Source organism: Microcoleus sp. Pol11C3 (assembly GCF_036701485.1).
In the GTDB taxonomy this organism is placed as follows: Bacteria; Cyanobacteriota; Cyanobacteriia; order Cyanobacteriales; family Microcoleaceae; genus Microcoleus.
In genome coordinates, this window is record NZ_JAUBQW010000028.1 from 36,227 (window position 1) to 54,529 (window position 18,303).

Here is an 18,303-nt window from a genome sequence, read left to right on the forward strand (position 1 = left end):
AGTTCCAACTTCGGTCTTGCTTCAATCAAAAATCAAAAATCAAAATATAACTATGCTTTGGCCCTACGTCACTCCAGGCATCCCGGATGACTTATTTGAACGTTTACCGGGAATTCCCATGAGTAAGCGAGAAGTCCGACTGCTGTTACTCTCCCACCTGCGGCTGCAAGCCGATTCAGTCGTGTGGGACATCGGTGCAGGTACTGGTACGATCGCCGTAGAAACAGGTTTGCTGTGTCCCAAAGGTCGGATTATCGCCGTCGAAAGGGACGAAGAAGTAGCAAGCTTGATTCGCAGAAATTGCGATCGATTCGATCTCGACAACGTAGAAGTCATAGAAGGCAGTGCCCCGGAATGCCTCAAAAACCTGCCCCAACCCCCCCACCGAGTCTGCATCGAAGGAGGTCGCCCCATTAAAGCCATTCTCCAAGAAGTCTGGCGGTACTTGCAACCCCACGGTAGAGTTGTCGCCACAGCATCGAATTTAGAGAATCTTTACGCCCTTTCTGAAGGGTTCGCCGAGTTACAAGTCCGCAACATCGAAGTAGTCCAGTCCGCCGTCAACCGCTTGGAGACTCGTGGCCTCAGCCAAACATTTGCCGCCGTCAATCCCATATTTATTCTCAGCGGCGAAAAGCTGGATTAGAAGTTAGTTGACAGTTGAGAGTTGACTGTTGTTATTGGTTATTGTTAACCAATAACCTTCCAGGCTCGGCCTCCTATGCCCGATGCCCCATTTCCAATGCCCCATTCCCAATGCCCGATGCCCCATTCCCCATTCCCATTCCTAAATGTAATTCTTAATCTTTTTTACGTTCACTTAACCTTCATACTAAGAATAAGGGCGACCCTAGCTGGATTGAACGCCTGAGTTGAAATATTGGATGACCGATTGGGGAGGCGGGGTTGACTGTGCAAGCGAGAAACTCGTGCTCTAGAAAAATCCAAAATCCAAAATCGAATGACCCGCCGCCGTCTGCAAGAGAAATTCATTTTATGCCTTGGTCTCGTATCCTCAGTGGAATAGTTGCGATCGCCCTTGCTTTGGGAATGATTATTTTGGGGGGATGGTACTTCACCGTCGGCTTCGGGATCATCGTTTACCTAGGTCAATTGGAATATTTTCAATTAGCCAGGGCTAAAGGCATTGCACCCGCTGCCAAAACTACCTTAGTTGTCAGTCAAGTTCTGCTAATTACTGCCGCCCTTGCACCGCAACTCGTAGATGCGATGTTTCCCCTAGCTGGAACCTTCATCTGTTTCTACCTGCTGTTCCAACCTAAATTATCGACGATCGCCGATATTGCCGCTTCTATTTTAGGATTGTTCTACGGCGGTTATTTGCCCAGCTATTGGATACGGCTGCGAGTCGGCCTCGATCCAGCCAATCTTGCTACAACCCAACTTTCGCAAGCAGTAGCAAGCAATTTGCCCGTTAACATTTACCCGTCGCCGTCTTGGACAAGTTCCAGCAGCATATCTTTAGGATTGACTTCGCTGCTGCTGTCTTTCCTCTGCATCTGGGCCGCTGACATTGGGGCTTATTTTGTCGGCAAATTCTTCGGCCGCACTAGCCTGTCCCACATCAGCCCCAAAAAAACCGTTGAAGGTGCCGTATTTGGAGTTTGCGGCAGCATCGCCGTGGCCGTCGCTGGGTCTTGGTATTTACACTGGCCGGGGTGGCCGTATACTGGGGCTGCTTTTGGTCTGTTGATTGGCGTTGCTAGCTTGTTGGGAGATTTAACTGAGTCGATGATGAAGCGAGACGCCGGTGTTAAGGATTCGGGACAGTTGATCCCCGGTCACGGCGGCATTCTCGATCGCACCGACAGTTATGTTTTTACCGCACCCTTAGTCTACTATTTTGTCACTTTACTGTTGCCCGCGATCGACTCTTTTTTAATTAATAGGTAATTGGGAATTGGGAATTGGGAATTGGTAAAAACAGTCAACAGTCAACAGTCAACAGTTAACTAACTAAGGTAAAACTCTAATTCCCCCCCGACAAGCAATCTCCCCCGGACTCAAAATAAACTCTTCTATCTCAACTTCCGGCCCAAAATCAATTTTAAAATCCTTGAAATCACTGCTCTTTAATTCTCCATCGAGTTCGATTTCTGGTGCTTCAAACATCAATTCGCGACCGCTGGCTATCCGCAAACCAGTCCGCAATACCAAAGGAATTTGTGTACCGCCAGCGCGCAAAATTGTCGCCGAAAGCGTCAACAAACCCGCCTCAATTGCGATCTGCGAATTTTGCAACTTCAGCGACTTTTCCCTATCTGTCAGTGGCAGCATAGGCAGCAAAAATTCGCTCAAAGCATCAGCAAGTAAAGGCGCTTTCAGTGAGGCATTCAAATCCGCTTGGCTAAGCCTCAAAACCCCTGCCACGGGAACAGATTCGAGGAGGCGTAGCGGTTTGCCTTTGAGAGCTTGACCGAGGTTGATGCGAATGCCGCAGCCCTCTATGGCAACTTCACTGAGGTGTAGTCCTTTATACACAGCACCGCTCGCGGCAGCCGTTACCTTGGGGATCGCACCGCTGAATAGTTGTCGATCACTCCCCTCAATTTTCACCTTCAACTCGTCAACCTGCTCAACTTGCGATCGCAGCCACAACTGCACCGCCGGAGACAGCACCGCGCTCGCGATCCGGCTGCCTGGACTCGGCGAAGGTCTCCCCGGCTGCTCGCCGAGATTAACAGTCCCACCAGAGCCACCAGCCCCATCTCTATTGTCAAATTGAAGAGAGTTTCGATCGACAGTCATAAACAATTTCAGAATATAAACCTTAATATTCAAGCACAGAAATTTAACTAGAACTTGCACATCCGGCCTCAAAAACCCGGTTTCTGCACAGATAGACCGCTATCAACCTCTGATTTTCCTTAGAAACCGGGTTGATGAAAACAAGTCCGATTAACTCCAAAATCAAGCAGAAATCTAGCATCAGCAACGCCAGAAGCAGAAAAATTCTCACCTTTCCCCCTTTGGGATCTTTGGGTAGCTCACGAGTTTTGCGATCCCCAGGAAAAATTCGCGATCGAGCGTATAAATTTAACCAGCAGTACGGGATTTATGGTAGTGTTGGTTTATGGTCGGGTCAGACCCACACCTTTCAAACCAGCCGCAAACCAACGGTGCAAACCTGTGCCTGCCACGAGTCTTTTCCTCGTAGTTTTTGCACAGCATTCAGGGTAATGCCATCAGGACAATCTGCACCGGGCACAAGGAAAATCTGTGCCAGGCCGGGCGTCCTGTAATAATTGGGCAGCATTATAATTTATTCCCAACCAGGAATTGAGCATTGCTAGTACGGTTAATCAATTAACCGTGTCGTGTTTCCTCCCCACCGTTGGCTCGTTGGGGATTTCCACACTCCCGTCATGTCTGATGAAAGGCTGCAAAAAATCCTCGCCCAGTGGGGCATTGCCTCTCGCCGTCTTGCAGAACAGATGATTGTAGCTGGACGAGTCCGAGTTAATGGCAATATTGTTCGCTTAGGAGAAAAAGCGAATCCCGATCACGATCTCATCCAAGTCGATGGAGTCCCGGTGAAACCAACGGATCGACCCGCAAAAGTCTATCTGTTGCTCAACAAACCGGCAGGCGTAGTTTCTACTTGCAGCGATCCCAGATCCCGATCGAAAGTTCTCGACTTGCTGCCACCACAACTGCGCTCCGGTCAAGGCATCCACCCCGTAGGACGCTTAGATGCAGATTCCACCGGCGCCCTCTTGCTCACCAATGATGGTAAGCTGACATTTTGTTTGACCCATCCGCGTCACTCGATCGCCAAAACTTATCAGGTTTGGGTACTGGGCGATCCCCCGGAACGCATACTACAAACGTGGCGTCAGGGCATCATCTTGTCCGGCAGAAAAACTTTGCCCGCGAAAGTTAAAGTTATCGATCGCGCGCGAGACGAAACTCTGTTAGAAGTCATTCTATCAGAAGGCAGAAACCGACAGATTCGGCGAACAGCCGAGCTGTTGGGATATCCCGTGGTGCGCCTGCACCGCACAGCCATTGGCCCGATTCAATTGCAGCGGCCTGGTTCGCCAATATTGCCACCAGGCTGCTGCCGACCCCTAGAAGATGCGGAAATTATTTATTTATGGAATCTAGTCAACCTAACATCAATAAGCGTGCCAGTAAATTCCCAGGAGCACAGCATATGACAAAGAATTTATTGTTTTTATTCTTCAAAACAACTAAGCAGAAATTGCACTCCCAAGAACCAGAAACAGCTCAGAAGAAGCTAGCGGAAATTGGAACTCAACTCCGTCAGTACCGCGAACAGCAATCTATTTGTTTAGACAAAGTAGCCGTGGTAACAATGATTCGGCGGAATCTGCTGCAAGCCATCGAGGACGGCCAACTAGACCAACTTCCCGAACCCGTCTACACTCAGGGTTTGATCAAGCGCTACGCTGAAGCAATGGGTTTGGACCCAACTCAGTTTGGCGAATTTTTCCCGATCGAACCGCCAGCCCGATCGAGAACCAAGCTATCCTGGCAAGATGGGCCTCAGTTGCGGCCGATGCACCTCTACCTCTTTTACACATTTCTAATTATCTGTTCGGTCAATGTCTTATCTCAGTTGATCAGCGGTTCTGTTACCGCAAAAAACGGTGCGGTAGCCGAAGAACAAGCCCTTGGGCAGAAAGAACAAGCCCGTTTAGCTGCTGAGGCATCGAGATCCTCACAAAATCAGAAACCGGATAGTTACGCCGCGGTGGAAGCAGCAAGAACAGGTAAAAATTTAGATAAATCTGGCAATAAACCAGTGATGGTTAGCGTCACTTTTAAAGCAGACTCGTGGATGCAGGTTGAAGTCGATGGCAAAACAGAGTTTGAAGGAATTTTGCCTTCAGGGACTGTTCGCACCTGGGGGGCTCAAAAGCAATTGGTAGTGGTAGCAGGTAACGCCGGCGGGGTAATGGTTGCTGTTAATAACGGACAAGCCGAACCACTCGGAGATCCTGGAGTCGCCAAAGAAGTTGTTTTTAAAGCCAACGAACTCAAGCCTTCAGCACCGCCCAAGAATGAAGGTTGAGTGTTAATGGGTAATAGGTAATAGCGGGTAGTCCACAGCTTTTAATTAGAATGTGCGTCTTGATTCACTCATTACCAATTACCAATTACCGATTAACAATTACCCATTAGATTAATTCCGGTTGCATCGAAATAGTCAAATCCAGTCAACAATCAACAATTACGGATGGAGGGTGCAACCGGAATCGATCTAATTCATCTGCGTTTATCTGTGTTGCATCTGCCCTCATCTGCGGCAAAAAAAGAGAATTTCTCTGGTCGCAGATGACAAGGGATTGACGCTGATTCACGCAGATAAAGAGTATAGAAATAGGAATAATTCCGATGCTAACAGATTTGATATTACCCATTAACAATTACCAATTACCCCTTGCCGACGATCAATGTTTATTAGGAGCGCGCCCAGAGATGTAAGTCATGCTTTTGAGCTGATCCCGCACTTCCCAATTCAAAGCTTCGGGTCGATACCGCCAACCCCAATTTCCCTCTGCTTTCCCCGGAAAATTCATCCGCGCGTCTGTACCCAAACCCAACAAGTCTTGATACGGCACAATTGCCAAATTAGCAATCGAAATCCAACCCATGCGGATTAAAGACCAGTGGATTCCTTGGGGATCGATGCAGCCCAAATAACGCAAAACCTCATCTCTTTCGTAGTTTGACAGTTGATTGAACCAGCCGACAGTCGTGTCATTGTCGTGGGTGCCGGTGTAAACTACGCAGTTGCGATCGTAGTTGAAAGGCAAAAAAGGATCGCCAGGGCCCGCACCGAAAGCAAACTGCAAAATCTTCATTCCCGGAAACTCGAACCGATCGCGCAAAGCTTCCACTTCTGGAGTAATTACTCCTAAATCTTCAGCGATAATCGGCAAGTTGCCAAACTTCTCGTTAATTACATCCAACAAAGCTGTTCCCGGCGCTTTAATCCACTCTCCGTACATCGCAGTTTCTTGCCCGCGCTTCACCGCCCAGTAAGCCTCAAATCCTCGAAAGTGGTCGATCCGAGTCACGTCTACATAAGCGAAAATCGCTTCAAAACGCTGCACCCACCACTCGAAATTATTTGCTTGCAACTTCTCCCAATTGTAGACGGGGTTGCCCCACAATTGACCTGTACTGCTGAAGTAATCAGGGGGAACTCCGGCCATTAAAGCTGCTTCTCCGGTGGCTTCATCCAAGCAGAAAATTTCTGGATGAGACCACACATCCGCGCTGTCGTGAGCTACATAAATCGGAATGTCGCCAATAATTTTAATGTCCCGCAGGTTGGCATAGCGTTTCAACTCCGTCCACTGGCGAAAAAACTCAAACTGGACGTATTTGTAGTAAGAAATCTCAGCATTTAGCTGCTGGCGCCACTTCTCTAGCGACTCTGGTTCTCGACGGGCAATTTCTGGTTCCCAATTGTTCCAGCTAACACCGCCAAAGTTATCTTTTAGTGCCATAAATAAGGCGTAATCTTCCAGCCAACTCTCTTTGCTTTCGCAAAAAGCTGAGAATTCTTTTTGCTGGATCGGCGATCCTTTTGCTTTGAAGTTTTCGCAAGCTTTTTTGAGCAAAGGCACTTTCAGAGCGATCGCCCGCTCGAAGTCTACATAATCCAGCGGAAATTCTGGTAAATTAGCGAAGTCTTCATCTGCGAGCAATTGATCGTCCCGCAGCAGTTCTGGGTTGATCAGCAGCGGATTTCCCGCCATTGCGGAATAGCACGAATAAGGAGAATTGCCGTATCCTGTCGGCCCCAGCGGCAATACCTGCCAGTATTGCTGGTCACTCTCTACTAAAAAGTCAATAAAGCGATATGCTTCTATTCCCATGTCTCCAATGCCAAATCGACTGGGAAAGGATGTGGGGTGGAGTAGAATGCCGCTCGATCGGGGAAAAAGCATAATCTATCTAAAGATATAGGATTTAAACATTGACAATTTGACCGATATTCCCCATCACTTAAACTTCGCAGTTTTTAGGGCGATTATCAGGGCAAATACTTTTGTGATTGTCTCATATTTTCTGCGGGAACGTGCTTGCCAAATATTTCTTTTGGGTTCTACTCACCAGTTTAGAGTAGAGCCCAAAACATCAAAATCTGGAGTTACGCGATCGCCTCGCTTTCGCAACTAGGTTTTTTTACCCAGGCTCGTTTGCTGCCACAAAGTAGTTTGGTCGATCGCACCTGGTTTCTGCCTAAGTTTTGAAGATAACTTTTCTTTCGCTTTCGCCCTATCTCTCTGCAGTAGTAAATTGCCCGCCAAAAATCAGCAATCGCTTAAGCAGATCAAATGCACAAATCAGCCGACTGTTTTGTATCTCAAAAAACAGTCGGCTGCGGGATTACCTGAAATGAGCCTGAGTTTAAGCTTGCTTGTTCAACAATTTCTGCACTTGTTTGAGAGCTATAGTGCCGACGTTGTAAGCAGCCCAGCCGCCCGCCAACAATACGGGCATCAATACTATTAGTATGCGGAAGTCAAAATCCATGAGTTCTCCTCCTAAAGTTTTTTAACAAATTCTCATAATCTATTTGTATCTCATTTTGTCGCCATTCTCCTGACTCTTTAAGCAAATATTGTCGCCTTTAAAAGTTCCTCTGCCACTGGCAGCCGGATACGCAGGAGGACATCGCTCCGGAGGAATTGAGAGCGAAAGCGAAACTCCAGGGCGGGCGATCGGCATTCGCTGCACCAATTATCCCACAATCTGTTTCGCAATCCCTTCCACAACCTTAGTTAGAGGGTCGTTAGGGAAGTGCAGCGCAAACACTCCCTTGCTGCCGAGCAGCATCATCTTGTCGCTGTGGGGCAGTACCCCTGCCACTGGGATGTTGTAAATACTCTCTACTTGCTGCTTCAAATCCTCGAAATCCAGGGATTCTGGGGCTTTATTGATCGTCATCAAAATCTTGGGAACTTCTAATTTGCGGGCCACATCTACCGTGACAGCCGTTCCCTGAAAATCTTGCTGATCCGGACGCAGAATCAGCAGCAAGATGTCGGAAATGGTGATGCTGAGGAGGGTTTCTTCGTTGAGCCCCGGGTGCGTGTCTATAAATAGGTAGTCTAAGTTCAAAACCTCGATCAGTTCTTGAAAGCCGTCGGTAAGCAGTCCCACATCGTAGCCTTCGCGCAAAACTCGCGCTATCTCGCCTGCTTTAATGCTCGAAGGAATCAGGTAGAGGTTGCCGTTAGTGGCTAATTTGGGCAGCAGCGAACTCACATTGTAGGCCGTATCCGCGATCGGACACCGGCCCCACAGGTAATCGTTCAGGCAGTGATCCATGTTGCTCTCGCTGAAACCGAACAGCACGTGAATCCCCGGTGATTGAATGTCTGTGTCCACAATGGCGACCCGATTTCCGCCGCGAGCGATAATAGATGCCAGGTTTGCTGTCGTGTTCGATTTGCCAGTTCCGCCCCGGTAAGAGTGGACAGAGATGATTTTGGACATGATCTGCGTATTAGGGTAAGAAACGGCGAGAACCCATTATGATGCAATTCTCGATCGTGCAGTCGAGTTGTCTGTCATTCTTCCTTGCCCCCCAAACTCTCCTTATCTGTTAAACTATCAATCTTTTCATCTTTTATCATCTTTTGGGCGCCCCTGCGCTGCCGCATCTGTTTGGCTTTGGTTTGCAAATCACTGAACTCTTCATCTGGTTGGGTTTCGGCTGAACTAGCATCGTAACCCGCATTAATCGCACCCCTTTTTGACCCGCTTTCCGATTCAGTCACGGGGGCGCGCTGCTTCTGCTGTTTGGCTTTTTCCTGCAACTGAGCTAGGTATTCGTCTGTCTGACTTTCGGCCTTGGGGATCTCTGCGGTACTGGCAGTTATTTCTTGGGGTTCGGAAGGTGTTTTTCCAGAGGTTTCTTGTTTGCTAATTCTCAGTTTATCTTTCTTTTGCTGCAATTCTTTAAAGAAATCAGATTCTGTAATTTCTGCGACTTGCTGTTCTTTTTTGGCTTGGTCTATTTCGATTTTGAAGACTTGTTTTACTCGATCGCTAATTGCTTTCCCGTATCCGGCTTTATTAAATCTCTCTGCTGATACAATGCTACCGCCAGTTAAAATTAATGCTAAGGCTGGCGCTGCCACAGGCACCCACCCTCCCAACAGAAAAATCCCAAAGCCGATCGCGCAGCACCCGGACAGCATTGCTGCGAATGTCCCCCCCAACTTCGCTGGGTGAGCTATCCGCGATGCCAAGGTTCCTCCCACAATGGACCATCCCGAAATCCACAAGATTTCTGCCCATTCCGGCCAAAACCAAAACATCGGTCTGTTGTCTAAAACTGTACTCAAAATTTGGCTGACTACTTGTGCGTGTGCCACGATCCCCGGCATGAATTGCTTGTTTTGCTGTTGCCCACTGTAAGGAGTATAAAAGAAATCTTTAACGCTGTCTGTGGTGTAACCGATGAGAACTATTTTATCTTTAACTAACTGCGGGTCAACTTTCCCTTCTAAAACATCCGTAATTCTGACTTGGTTTGCGACTTGCCGCCTGGAACGATAGTTAATTAATATTTGATATCCCCTGGTATCGACATTTGTGTATCCTCCGTCATTGCTTTCTAGTTGTTTTAATTGGGTTTTCCCCAGCCATAAAGATTGATCTGGTGCCAGTTTGGGATAAATTTTTTGCCCTTCCAGGTAGCGGAGTGCTAGCTTGAGGTTGAAGGAATATAAAACTTGAGAGTTGTCATTGCAAAGATGTTTTTTTACCGAGGATTTGCCCTCCATTCTCGGTGGTTTCATAAATAATAAAGACCTGCGGAGTATGCCGCCAGGATCGATTCCGAAATCTGCAAATCCCACCCGGTTTTCTGGCATTCCCGGCGGAGGCGGAGAACCGGGATTGTCCGGGCCCCCGTCGGTGACTAAACATACCCCGATAATTAGATCGCTTTTTTGTAAAACTTTAGTTAATTCCTCGCGCCCGTTTCCTAAAGGTACGTCTCGCAGTACATCTAAACCGATGACAGCAGGCTGCATTTTTTCCAGTTTTTGTAAGATTTCAGCTATTTTGCGATCGGATATCGGCCACTGGTTCAGTTTCTGAATGTCTGCTTCGGTAATCCCCACAACTAACAAGCGCGAGTCTGGCTTTTCGTCGGGACGCCACCTCACCATTTGGTCGTAAGCGCTTAATTCTATTGGTTCGAGTATTCCTAGCTGTCTGGCCCCCATCAAGGATAATGTTACTGCCGCGCTGGCAATTAATACAGACTTAGCAAATGCTAGTGATGGTTTATACATTTGACTCAATTGAGCCGCTGCCGATAGAATTTTTTTAGATATTTTACTCATTATCCCAGCATAAAAGTTTGACTCGTTTCTGGAACAGCAGTTGTTTCACATTTCCCGCCTGCTGGAGACTTCCTCCATCTTAGAACACTCGGAAATTCCGACCGCTTTGTTACAAAAATTTACAGTACGTGGCGAGCAAATGTATACAATGATACTTGCGATCTAGGCAACCTGATGTTTGCGACAGAGAATCGACTTGCCGCTCGAATTAATTAATGTTATTGATGATATGTCAAGGTTTAAATTGTGTATCTGCGCCCTCGACTAGCATCTCAAAAATATTTGTCGCCATCAGCGAATGGCTGTGTTTGCAATTATAGTGAAAGGTACAACAAAATGAAACGTTTTCTACATGGGGCTACACTTGCGGTCGCCGTATCTGCGATCGCAGCTACTATACCCAGTTCACTTGCACCGATGCGCGCACAATCCCAGCCGCTTCTGCTGAGTCAAAATGTTAATTTCAAGCCTCCCGACGTAACAGCCCCCGCCAACCGACAAGGAGGGGCACATCGCGGCAACAAGCTTTGTCCAGCGGGTTTATCTATTACTCCTTTAGTGCCTCCAACTAATATCGGTTTAACCCTAACAGATTCTCCCACAATTTTTGTCTATATTCCTAACACCTCGCCCGAAATAGAGTTTACTTTGCTCAACGAAAAGGAGGACAAAGTGGTCTATGAAAAAACGTTTAAAGTTGACAAATCCGGGATTGTTGGAGTTAGTATTCCTGCTACCGTGGACAACAATAAATCCCTTGAAGTTGGCAAGCGATACGTATGGTCGTTTTCGATGGTTTGCGACCCCCAAGACCGATCGGCGGATGTAGTTGTTAAAGGGTTCGTGCAGCGAATTGAACCGCAGGCAACTCTCAAGAGCGCTCTGGCAAATCCCGACCCGATGACTAGGCTCAACGTTTATGCTCAAAATGGGATTTGGTACGAAACTCTCGCTACTTTAGCCCAAATGCGGCGCCAGACACCGGGGGATGCGAGGCTGACAGCCAAGTGGACGCAATTATTGCAGTCCCAAGGACTGGGATCTGTTGCAGCTCAACCACTGGTTGCACCTCTTTAAATCTCGTTATTTCCGGAAATTTGGTCGGTCTGCCCATGGCGATGTGAAAATTGACCCATTTACTCGATCGCGCCCGGGGCTAAAACTCCGGGTTAACATTTAGAAATACGCTCTATAAATATTTCTACAAGTGGGTGAAAAAATGAAACGTTTTATACATTTTACTGCACTGGCGATGACTGTATTGGCGATCGTCGTTACTCTCCCCAGTTTGCTTACACCGATGCAGGCTGTGCCTGCACCCATTCTGCTGAGTCAGAATGTTAATTTCAAACCTCCCGATGTAACAGCCCCCGACAACCGGCAAGGGGGGACGCATCGAGGCTGTAAGTTACGGGAGGGTTTATTCATTACTCCCTTAATACCTGAAAGCAATATTGGCTTAACGCTAACAGAGTCGCCAACATTTTTTGTATATGTTTCTCAACCGGCGGCTCAAGTAGAATTTATTTTGCTAAACGCAGATGAATCCGAAGTAGTTTACGAAACTACTTTAAAAAATGACAAAGCCGGAATTGTTGGAGTTAGCCTTTCTGACAAAGACAAGACAAAAAATATTGAGGTTGGTAAGCGATATGTGTGGTCGTTTGCACTAGCCTGCGATCCTCTGGAGCGTTCTGGGGATTATATTGTTAAAGGATGGATGCAGCGAATCGAACCCCAGGCAAATCTCAAGAAGGATTTGGTAAATCCCGACCCTATGGCTAAGGTGATTGCTTATGCTAAAAATGGGATTTGGTACGAGACTCTTGCTACTCTAGCCGAAATGCGGCGCCTCGCACCCGATGATTCGCGGCTGACGACCGAGTGGGCGCAATTGTTGCAGTCCCAAGGACTAGAATCGATTGCCGCTCAACCGCTTGTTCAGTCTTTTTAATAACCACTGTTCACCAATCATTGCTGAGTGTTTGCATAGTCAATTCTTCAATTGTTCAATCCAGTGACCGAAAGCAGCCAGGATACAAGCCCCCGTCTTTATCCTCGCACAACCAAAAAATAGTATCCGATAACAAGTCTCCGGATTCATCAGTGATATCGCTTTGTTCAATTCTCAAATTCTCCAATTCTTCAATCCAAAATCTAAAATCTAAAATCTAAAATCGATTGATGGCTAATAACTTTCCGACAATTCTAGCTCTTGATTTTGACGGTGTGATTTGTGACGGACTAATCGAATATTTCCAAACCGCTTGGCGTACCTACTGTCACATCTGGAAACCAGTCGAAACAGTACCAGATCCAGATTTAGCTTTGAGTTTTTACCGAGTGAGGCCCGCCATCGAAACTGGTTGGGAAATGCCACTGCTGATCCGCGCATTACTGACAGGGATTTCCCCAGAGGAAATTTTGCGGGAGTGGTCTAATATAGTACCGTATTTATTGACTGAAAATAATTTAAAAGCGCAGTCTGTCGGCGCTATGTTAGACGGATTGCGCGATAATTGGATTGCTGAGGATTTATCTGGGTGGCTGTCTTTGCACCGCTTTTATCCAGGGGTACTCGATAGGTTGCACTCGTTGCAGGATAGTTCGGTGAAAGTGGCGATCGTCACTACAAAGGAAGGCCGTTTTGTGCGGGAACTTTTGCAGCTAGCAGGCGTACAAATGCCATCAGAGTTGATTTTCGGTAAGGAATACAACAAGCCTAAACACCAAATTTTGCGGGAATTTTTGTCTGCGTCTGGCAAAGATTCGACTATTTGGTTTGTGGAAGATAGGTTAAAAACTTTGCTGTCGGTGAAGCAGCAGCCGGATTTATCTCAGGTGAGGTTGTTTTTGGCTGATTGGGGTTACAATACTTTGCCAGAACGCGAATCTGTGGCTCAAAATCCACCCGTTCAATTGCTTTCTCTGTCGCAGTTTGCCGGAGATTTTGCCGATTGGCTGCCGATCGAATGTTGATGTTAGATTTGTTTACAGGTGTGATTTTTTTCGCTTCTCAGAGTCAAGAAAAAAATCACAAAAATTTACATCTTTTTTGTTGACTTTTGCGGCGTAGACATGGTATAATCTTATTAATGGGATGGTGAAAAAAATAATATTTTTTTCACCATCCCATTAATAAGATTAATATAACATAAATCCTTCAAAAAAGCAAGGCAATCGAACGAAAAAAAAAGGTTTTTTTTTAATAGACTATTGTCAGGTACTCTTGACCTCAAAAACCGTTTTTTTTACTATTTCTGCAGGCGTGCACGAAGTGCTTTAGTCTATCAAACCGCGTGTATGACAAAAAACCAAGCTTCGGAACCCAAAAATTGAAAAGTGTTTTGATAATTTCTCCGCTTGAAAGCTTTCTAATATTGAGACTTAAAACCCATGCTCGATTTAACTAAAGCAGCCAAGGCAATGCAGGGAATGAGCCAACATTTGAATGTGGAAGCTCAAGCGGCTCGGCAGCGTTTGGAAGTGGCTCAGAATTTGCTGGTAAAGGCTGCAGGCGAACAGGAAAAATTGGTGGAATTGCAAGAGAATTGGCGCGATCGCACTTTATTCAATGCTGCCACGCCGATCGAGCGATTGTCCGATCGTACCTACATCACCGCACCCCCCGCCGCCCACACAGTCTTTGCCACCGACGGATCGCAAATTTCCCCCAACCATCACGAAATAGCCTACTGTTACCTGCTAAACGTCGGCACAGTCATGCTGCACTACGGACAAAGCCGCCACCCAGTTTTAGACAGCGTACCCGAGGTTTTCTACAAGCCAGAAGACTTGTACGGTTCCCGCCAGTGGGGAATTAGAACCGAAGAATGGATGGGATATCGGCGGGCCGTTTCCGAAGCAATAGCCTTAGCAGAAATGGGCTGCAATTGGGCAAAAGTTAACGACCATAAATTGCCCGCGCCAGCTTTAGCAATGGTAGACGGTTCCCTGATTTATTGGTTTTTGGAACAGTTACCCAGCGAAGCGCGCGATCAAATTTTGCTGCCAATTTTAGAAGCTTGGGACAAGTTGCGTTTAGCAGGGATTCCGCTGTTAGGATACTTAAGCGCTTCTCGCAGCAGCGAAAGCTTATCTTTTTTACGGTTTGAAGCTTGCACCCACGAAGTACCAGACTGCATGACAAATTGCCCGAACGTCGGATTTGCAGCCACAATTTCTTTCGCCGAAAAAGCACCTTGTCAAGAATTTGAACCTCTGCGGGATGCCATATTATGGGCAACAATCCTCTCACCGGGACAAAGAAGCCCTTTGTGGAAATCCCAAGCTCGAATTTTAGATTTGTACGGTCTTAATTCCGTCTATTTCTGTTACGTTCACGTCGGTACAGAAATTGCTAGAATAGAAGTGCCGGAATGGGTAGCACAAGATAAAGCACAGCTAGATTTAGCTTTGGGAATGATGCTCGCTCAGGTACACAAAGGCGGCGGCTATCCGGTGACGCTAGCAGAAGCTCACAATCAAGCGGTAGTCACGGGGGGTGATCGAAGTCGCTTTTTCGCTTTGTTAGAGCAGCAAATGATTAAAGCCGGCTTAAAAAATGTCGGAATTTCTTATAAGGAAACACGGAAGCGCGGCAGTATTGCTTAAAGTAATAAGTAGAGTAATCTTGGACGCAGAAACCGGGTTTTTACGGAAATATTGCATTTAAGCCTTTAACACAGATAAAAAACCCGGTTTCTTTGGTATTGATGCGTAAGTTATGTAGAGTTAAAATAAAGTTAAAAATGTTATATGCCAATAGAACTAATTATCTTAATTGCCTCGTTACTTGTATCTTGGCTGGTGTTTAATTGGGCTTTTAAAGTGTTGAAAGCTAGCATCGGGACAGCGATTGCTTTAGCAGCAATTGTGCTGGCGATGCAGTTATTGTTTGGCATCGGCCCAAATCAGCTTTTCCAACATATAATTCACTTGCCGGAAACCCTGTGGAAAATGATTTCGGGCAAGTGATCCGATTTGAGATTTGAGATTCTTTTAGATACCCGACTTTTTCCAGAAGTCGGGTATCTGAGGATTCCGAAAATTTTCCCTCTTCCTTCTTCCCTCTTCCTGACATCCGTTACATCCGTTACAGAATCCGTTGCCGAACTTCCTGCTTCCTTCAGATATTAACTTCCCAGCATTTGCAACTTGTACAAACTGGCATACAACCCTTGTTGCTGCAACAATTCTTCGTGGCTGCCAGATTCTACTAGCTGCCCGCGTTTGAGCACTAAAATACGATCGACATTTCGGATAGTCGAGAGCCTGTGGGCAATAATTATCGCCGTTCTGTCCGCCATCAAACGCTCTAGAGCTTCTTGAATTAAAGCTTCCGTCCCCACATCCAAACTAGCAGTTGCCTCGTCTAGCACTAAGATACTCGGATTGCGAATAGCGGCGCGAGCAAACGCTAATAATTGCTTTTGTCCCCCCGAAAGATTCGTCCCCCGTTCCCGCAATTGCGTATCATAACCTTGAGGCAACTGTTCGATAAAACGGGCAACATTTGTCTTTTCTGCTGCTGCTTGAATTTCCTCAATCGAGTAATTTTCTCCCAGGCTGATATTGCTCTTCACGTCACCAGCAAAGAGAAAGCCATCTTGGATAATTACGCCTATGTGCCTGCGTAACTCTGCTTGAGGTAAATCTCGAATATCGACATGATTAACCAGAATCCGTCCTCGGCTAGGTTCGTAAAGGCGGCAGAGAAGACGGATAATTGAACTTTTGCCTGCACCAGTGGGGCCAACTAATGCTACTTTTTCGCCGGATTTGATGGTGAAATTGAGGTTTTGCAGGACATATTCGTCTTTTTTGTAAGCAAACCACACGTTGTCAAATTGGATTTCTCCCGATTCATAATTCTGCGATTTGGCATTTTCTCCCCCCCGAAGCTTGGGGGGGTTGGCGGGGGGTAATTGGGGATTGTTAGGCAATAAACGATATTCGGAACTTGGTGGATTTTGATGATCTGCCAATTCTCGATCGAACGGAGACAAGTTGTAAGCCGTTGCCTCTGGATGTCCAGTTATCAACAACGGTAAATAACCTGCCCTTCTTCCTTCTTCCCTTTTCCTTCTTCCTTCTTTCTTCTTCCCTATTTCTTCTTCCTTCTTCCCGCTAGTTGGATCTTTAATTTCGATCGGTTCGTTGAGAATATCGCTAATCCGTTCGACAGCGGTAAATCCGGCTTGAATTGCAGTGAATTTCTCAGCAAATTGCCGCAGCGGATCGAAAAGACGCTGAGCAAATAAAATAAATGCCGAGAGAGTACCGAAGTTAAGATTACCGGCTAAAACCCTTTGGCCACCCATCCACAAAACGGCTGCAATCGCTACTAAAGCAATCCATTCTAATGTCGCAGATACGGCTGAGTCGTAAAATATAGTTTTGTCAACTGCTTTAATGTAGCGTTTATTCGTGACGCGAAACAATTCAGAGTTGAATCTTTCGCGGCGGAATAGCTGCACTACGCCAATACCAGTCAAGTTTTCTTGCAGTTGTGCGTTGAGATCCGAAAGTTCTTCTCGGGTAGTGTAATTTGCTATGCGATATTGGTACTGAAAATAAATGATGACTGCGGTAATTGGTATCATCATCAGCACCAACATTAAAGCTAGTTGCCACTGCATGGTAAACATGAAAATGGCAATTACTAAAATTGAAAATAAGTCGCTGACAATGCCGATTGCTCCTGAAGAGAAAACCTCTCCCAAAGCTTCTACATCGCTGGTGAGACGAGTCATCAATTTACCTACAGGAGTGCGATCGAAAAATCTGACTGCTAGCGATGTGACGTGGGCGAACAAATCATTTCTAATATCAGTAGTAATTATTTGCCCTACTTTCGTAACGAAATAGCCTTGAACTGATTGCAGTGCTAATCTAAGTGTTATAGTTAGCATCAGCAAAATAGCCAAAATATTCAATGCAGCAGATAGCGGCAATCCTCGCAAGAATTCGTAGGTAGGTTCCGAGCGAATTACGGAAATAGCCTGTCCGATGAGAATGGGTTGAATTGCTCCTGAGACTGCTAGCGGTACTAATAGTGCGATCGAAATAATCAGCAAGCGTTTGCTGCGGGTTGCGTAAGATGCCAACCTCATGAATAACCGCCAGTCTGTTTCCTGGCCGGATTTGTTTTTGGTGTCTGCTACTGGTGAGGAAATTGTCATTGATGGCAAAAACTGTACAATATATCTAGTTAGTAATTGTAACAAATAAAATGAATATTTGGCACTACTATCAGTAACAGGCAAGATGCCTATTTCACAAAGAGTGTTTTCTTGTAACAGCAAGTTGGGTTGAGGAACGAAACCCAACCAAAATGTTTGTAGACAGACAAAACTGGTATTAGAATCTACTGGTAGAAGTTATATTTATCATGCAAGAGATAGAGACAGCCCGATTGTATCTGAGACAATTTACGCCGGAAGACTTAGACGATCTGTACCGCATCTACAGCGACTCGGAAGTGATGAAGTATCTGAGCGAAGGCGTCAGAAATAGAGAAGAAACAGCAGCCGATTTATTTGGGATAATCGCTGATTGGGAAAAAAACGCTTTCGGTTTGTGGGCTGTTGTCAATAAAGAAAATAACCAATTGATCGGCGACGGGGGGCTTCGCTTCTTAGCCAAAACACCTGAAGTAGAAGTCAGTTACGTGTTAGCAAAAGCCTATTGGGGGAAAGGTTTAGCATCGGAAGTTGCAGCGGCTAGCCTCCAGTACGGATTTGAAGTATTGAAACTAGAAAAAATTGTTGCTGTTGCAGATACCGCAAACAGATCCTCGCGGCGGGTAATGGAAAAAGTGGGGATGAGATACCAGCATAACCTCGACCATTCCGATCGAGTATATAGTCATTTCAAATAAGTATGAGACACTATTCATGCACAATAAGCACGAATAATTTCATCAAGAGATGTGCCA

Annotated in this window: 17 protein-coding genes; 10 read left to right on the forward strand and 7 right to left on the reverse strand. The window is 46.2% G+C overall.

Going from position 1 to position 18,303, the window contains the following annotated elements:
* Positions 1–52: 52 nt before the first annotated feature.
* Together cbiT and QUA40_RS09485 are read left to right on the forward strand one after the other, a co-directional pair.
* Complete coding sequence (gene cbiT / locus QUA40_RS09480) at positions 53–646, forward strand: precorrin-6Y C5,15-methyltransferase subunit CbiT (RefSeq protein WP_333124451.1); 594 nt, start codon at positions 53–55, stop codon at positions 644–646.
* Between the two features lie 350 nt (positions 647–996).
* On the forward strand, positions 997–1,914 hold the full coding sequence (locus QUA40_RS09485) for a phosphatidate cytidylyltransferase (protein WP_333124454.1): 918 nt from the start codon (positions 997–999) through the stop codon (positions 1,912–1,914).
* A 63-nt stretch (positions 1,915–1,977) separates the two neighbouring features.
* On the opposite strand, the gene QUA40_RS09490 is transcribed toward QUA40_RS09485, so the two are convergent.
* Together QUA40_RS09490 and QUA40_RS09495 are read right to left on the reverse strand one after the other, a co-directional pair.
* The gene (locus QUA40_RS09490) at positions 1,978–2,769 is read right to left on the reverse strand and encodes a DUF2993 domain-containing protein (RefSeq protein ID WP_333124456.1); all 792 of its coding nucleotides are present in this window, start codon (positions 2,767–2,769) and stop codon (positions 1,978–1,980) included.
* A 349-nt stretch (positions 2,770–3,118) separates the two neighbouring features.
* Entirely contained in the window at positions 3,119–3,277 is a 159-nt protein-coding gene (locus QUA40_RS09495; protein ID WP_333124458.1) for a hypothetical protein, read from the reverse strand.
* Positions 3,278–3,386: 109 nt separating this feature from the next.
* Between QUA40_RS09495 and QUA40_RS09500 the strand changes: the two genes are divergently transcribed.
* Positions 3,387–4,181: a pseudouridine synthase gene (locus QUA40_RS09500; protein ID WP_333124496.1), complete on the forward strand. Its 795-nt coding sequence runs from the start codon at positions 3,387–3,389 to the stop codon at positions 4,179–4,181.
* On the forward strand, positions 4,178–5,059 hold the full coding sequence (locus tag QUA40_RS09505; protein ID WP_333124461.1) for a RodZ domain-containing protein: 882 nt from the start codon (positions 4,178–4,180) through the stop codon (positions 5,057–5,059). Before QUA40_RS09500 ends, QUA40_RS09505 begins: the two co-directional genes overlap by 4 nt.
* Positions 5,060–5,438: 379 nt before the next feature.
* Here the strand turns inward: QUA40_RS09505 and malQ are convergent, their stop codons facing one another.
* The 4 genes from malQ to QUA40_RS09525 form a co-directional block, all read right to left on the reverse strand.
* Positions 5,439–6,947, reverse strand: a complete 1,509-nt coding sequence (malQ, locus tag QUA40_RS09510) for a 4-alpha-glucanotransferase (protein WP_333124464.1) — start codon at positions 6,945–6,947, stop codon at positions 5,439–5,441.
* Positions 6,948–7,410: 463 nt separating this feature from the next.
* Complete coding sequence (locus QUA40_RS09515; protein ID WP_333124467.1) at positions 7,411–7,536, reverse strand: photosystem II protein Y; 126 nt, start codon at positions 7,534–7,536, stop codon at positions 7,411–7,413.
* A 207-nt stretch (positions 7,537–7,743) separates the two neighbouring features.
* A complete protein-coding gene (locus QUA40_RS09520) occupies positions 7,744–8,502 on the reverse strand; it encodes a MinD/ParA family protein (protein WP_333124470.1) in 759 nt (252 codons plus the stop codon).
* A 74-nt stretch (positions 8,503–8,576) separates the two neighbouring features.
* Complete coding sequence (locus QUA40_RS09525) at positions 8,577–10,364, reverse strand: CHASE2 domain-containing protein (RefSeq protein WP_333124473.1); 1,788 nt, start codon at positions 10,362–10,364, stop codon at positions 8,577–8,579.
* Positions 10,365–10,700: 336 nt separating this feature from the next.
* Here QUA40_RS09525 and QUA40_RS09530 point away from each other — a divergent pair, with 336 nt between their 5' ends.
* From QUA40_RS09530 to QUA40_RS09550, 5 genes are all read left to right on the forward strand, one after another.
* Positions 10,701–11,441: a DUF928 domain-containing protein gene (locus QUA40_RS09530; RefSeq protein WP_333124476.1), complete on the forward strand. Its 741-nt coding sequence runs from the start codon at positions 10,701–10,703 to the stop codon at positions 11,439–11,441.
* 142 nt (positions 11,442–11,583) lie between these two features.
* The gene (locus tag QUA40_RS09535) at positions 11,584–12,318 is read left to right on the forward strand and encodes a DUF928 domain-containing protein (RefSeq protein ID WP_333124478.1); all 735 of its coding nucleotides are present in this window, start codon (positions 11,584–11,586) and stop codon (positions 12,316–12,318) included.
* A gap of 230 nt (positions 12,319–12,548) precedes the next feature.
* Positions 12,549–13,343: an HAD hydrolase-like protein gene (locus tag QUA40_RS09540; protein ID WP_333124481.1), complete on the forward strand. Its 795-nt coding sequence runs from the start codon at positions 12,549–12,551 to the stop codon at positions 13,341–13,343.
* Positions 13,344–13,760: 417 nt separating this feature from the next.
* A complete protein-coding gene (locus QUA40_RS09545) occupies positions 13,761–14,978 on the forward strand; it encodes a DNA double-strand break repair nuclease NurA (protein WP_333124483.1) in 1,218 nt (405 codons plus the stop codon).
* A gap of 144 nt (positions 14,979–15,122) precedes the next feature.
* Positions 15,123–15,341, forward strand: a complete 219-nt coding sequence (locus QUA40_RS09550) for a hypothetical protein (RefSeq protein WP_333124485.1) — start codon at positions 15,123–15,125, stop codon at positions 15,339–15,341.
* Between the two features lie 158 nt (positions 15,342–15,499).
* Here QUA40_RS09550 and QUA40_RS09555 read toward each other — a convergent pair whose 3' ends face one another.
* Positions 15,500–17,548, reverse strand: a complete 2,049-nt coding sequence (locus QUA40_RS09555) for an ABC transporter ATP-binding protein (protein WP_333124488.1) — start codon at positions 17,546–17,548, stop codon at positions 15,500–15,502.
* A gap of 209 nt (positions 17,549–17,757) precedes the next feature.
* Here QUA40_RS09555 and QUA40_RS09560 point away from each other — a divergent pair, with 209 nt between their 5' ends.
* Complete coding sequence (locus QUA40_RS09560) at positions 17,758–18,246, forward strand: GNAT family N-acetyltransferase (protein WP_333124491.1); 489 nt, start codon at positions 17,758–17,760, stop codon at positions 18,244–18,246.
* The last annotated feature ends 57 nt before the right edge of the window (positions 18,247–18,303 follow it).

What these genes read in the sequence shown, in the direction of transcription:
- cbiT (WP_333124451.1), top strand. Translation starts at nt 53, where the DNA reads ATGCTTTGGCCCTACGTCACTCCAGGCATCCCGGATGACTTATTTGAA.
- QUA40_RS09485 (WP_333124454.1), top strand. Translation starts at nt 997, where the DNA reads ATGCCTTGGTCTCGTATCCTCAGTGGAATAGTTGCGATCGCCCTTGCT.
- QUA40_RS09490 (WP_333124456.1), bottom strand. Translation starts at nt 2,769, where the DNA reads ATGACTGTCGATCGAAACTCTCTTCAATTTGACAATAGAGATGGGGCT.
- QUA40_RS09495 (WP_333124458.1), bottom strand. Translation starts at nt 3,277, where the DNA reads ATGCTGCCCAATTATTACAGGACGCCCGGCCTGGCACAGATTTTCCTT.
- QUA40_RS09500 (WP_333124496.1), top strand. Translation starts at nt 3,387, where the DNA reads ATGTCTGATGAAAGGCTGCAAAAAATCCTCGCCCAGTGGGGCATTGCC.
- QUA40_RS09505 (WP_333124461.1), top strand. Translation starts at nt 4,178, where the DNA reads ATGACAAAGAATTTATTGTTTTTATTCTTCAAAACAACTAAGCAGAAA.
- malQ (WP_333124464.1), bottom strand. Translation starts at nt 6,947, where the DNA reads ATGCTTTTTCCCCGATCGAGCGGCATTCTACTCCACCCCACATCCTTT.
- QUA40_RS09515 (WP_333124467.1), bottom strand. Translation starts at nt 7,536, where the DNA reads ATGGATTTTGACTTCCGCATACTAATAGTATTGATGCCCGTATTGTTG.
- QUA40_RS09520 (WP_333124470.1), bottom strand. Translation starts at nt 8,502, where the DNA reads ATGTCCAAAATCATCTCTGTCCACTCTTACCGGGGCGGAACTGGCAAA.
- QUA40_RS09525 (WP_333124473.1), bottom strand. Translation starts at nt 10,364, where the DNA reads ATGAGTAAAATATCTAAAAAAATTCTATCGGCAGCGGCTCAATTGAGT.
- QUA40_RS09530 (WP_333124476.1), top strand. Translation starts at nt 10,701, where the DNA reads ATGAAACGTTTTCTACATGGGGCTACACTTGCGGTCGCCGTATCTGCG.
- QUA40_RS09535 (WP_333124478.1), top strand. Translation starts at nt 11,584, where the DNA reads ATGAAACGTTTTATACATTTTACTGCACTGGCGATGACTGTATTGGCG.
- QUA40_RS09540 (WP_333124481.1), top strand. Translation starts at nt 12,549, where the DNA reads ATGGCTAATAACTTTCCGACAATTCTAGCTCTTGATTTTGACGGTGTG.
- QUA40_RS09545 (WP_333124483.1), top strand. Translation starts at nt 13,761, where the DNA reads ATGCTCGATTTAACTAAAGCAGCCAAGGCAATGCAGGGAATGAGCCAA.
- QUA40_RS09550 (WP_333124485.1), top strand. Translation starts at nt 15,123, where the DNA reads ATGCCAATAGAACTAATTATCTTAATTGCCTCGTTACTTGTATCTTGG.
- QUA40_RS09555 (WP_333124488.1), bottom strand. Translation starts at nt 17,548, where the DNA reads ATGACAATTTCCTCACCAGTAGCAGACACCAAAAACAAATCCGGCCAG.
- QUA40_RS09560 (WP_333124491.1), top strand. Translation starts at nt 17,758, where the DNA reads ATGCAAGAGATAGAGACAGCCCGATTGTATCTGAGACAATTTACGCCG.